This is a genomic window from Planomonospora alba, from assembly GCF_039534085.1.
In the GTDB taxonomy this organism is placed as follows: Bacteria; Actinomycetota; Actinomycetes; order Streptosporangiales; family Streptosporangiaceae; genus Planomonospora_B; species Planomonospora_B alba.
This window is the reverse complement of sequence record NZ_BAAAUT010000168.1, coordinates 1-760: the sequence shown is the minus strand read 5'-3', so window position 1 is coordinate 760 and position 760 is coordinate 1. Positions and strand designations below refer to the sequence as shown.

The following is a 760-nucleotide window of genomic DNA, read 5'->3' as shown; positions in this document are numbered from 1 at the left end:
AGCCCCTGAGCGTCCCGGCTCGTGATGGTCGCCCCTCTGAGGCCGGTGACGCCGTTGATCCTCAGCAGGGTGCAGTCGGTGAACCGCGCACCGCCCATCCGGGCATTGGAGAACTGCGCTCCCGTCAGTTCGCAGCGTTCGAAGCGCGTGCCCCGAAGGTCCGCGTTCTGGAAGTCGGCCTCCACCAGCGTGCAGTCACGGAAGACGACGTTCTTGAAAGTGGAGAAGCGGAAACCCGCCAGGTCCGCCCGGCAGGCGTCGAACACCGCGTCCCGGAACACGCACTCCGGCCAGGACATGCCGGTCAGCCTGCTCGCCGTCACCCGCGTCCGCCGCATCGTCGAGGTCGCGGCCGCCAGGTTCGACAGGTCGCACAGCTCCATCTCCACGTTGGAGAAACCGGCCCGGCGCATCTCCATGCCGGAGAGCCGCGCCTCGGTGAAACGGCACCCCTCGAAGTCGACCGCGTCCACGCGGCGGGCCGCCAGATCCGTGCCCGTGAACTCCAGGAACCGGTACACGCCGTCGTCCTCCAGCCCGTGCTCGGGAAGCACGGCGGGGCTGAGCGACGCGGGCAGCTCGGGGGCGAGCGGTTCCTTCGCCTTGGGCGGCTGAGCGGAGGAGGCGCGGGAGGGCATGAGCAGAGCGTAGCCCGGCGCCGGGGACCGCAGCCCTCGGCGGCCGGTCCCCCGCGAGGAGACCGCACCCCTCCCGGAGGCCGTTCTCCCCCTGAAGGACCGCGCCGGGACGCTCAGGGGCC

1 protein-coding gene is annotated in these 760 nt (G+C 71.4%); it reads right to left on the bottom strand.

What is annotated here, in order from left to right; all coding sequences use genetic code 11:
- On the bottom strand, nucleotides 1–638 hold a 638-nt coding region (locus ABD823_RS34455), incomplete at its 3' end, for a pentapeptide repeat-containing protein (protein WP_344867159.1).
- Nucleotides 639–760: the final 122 nt, after the last annotated feature.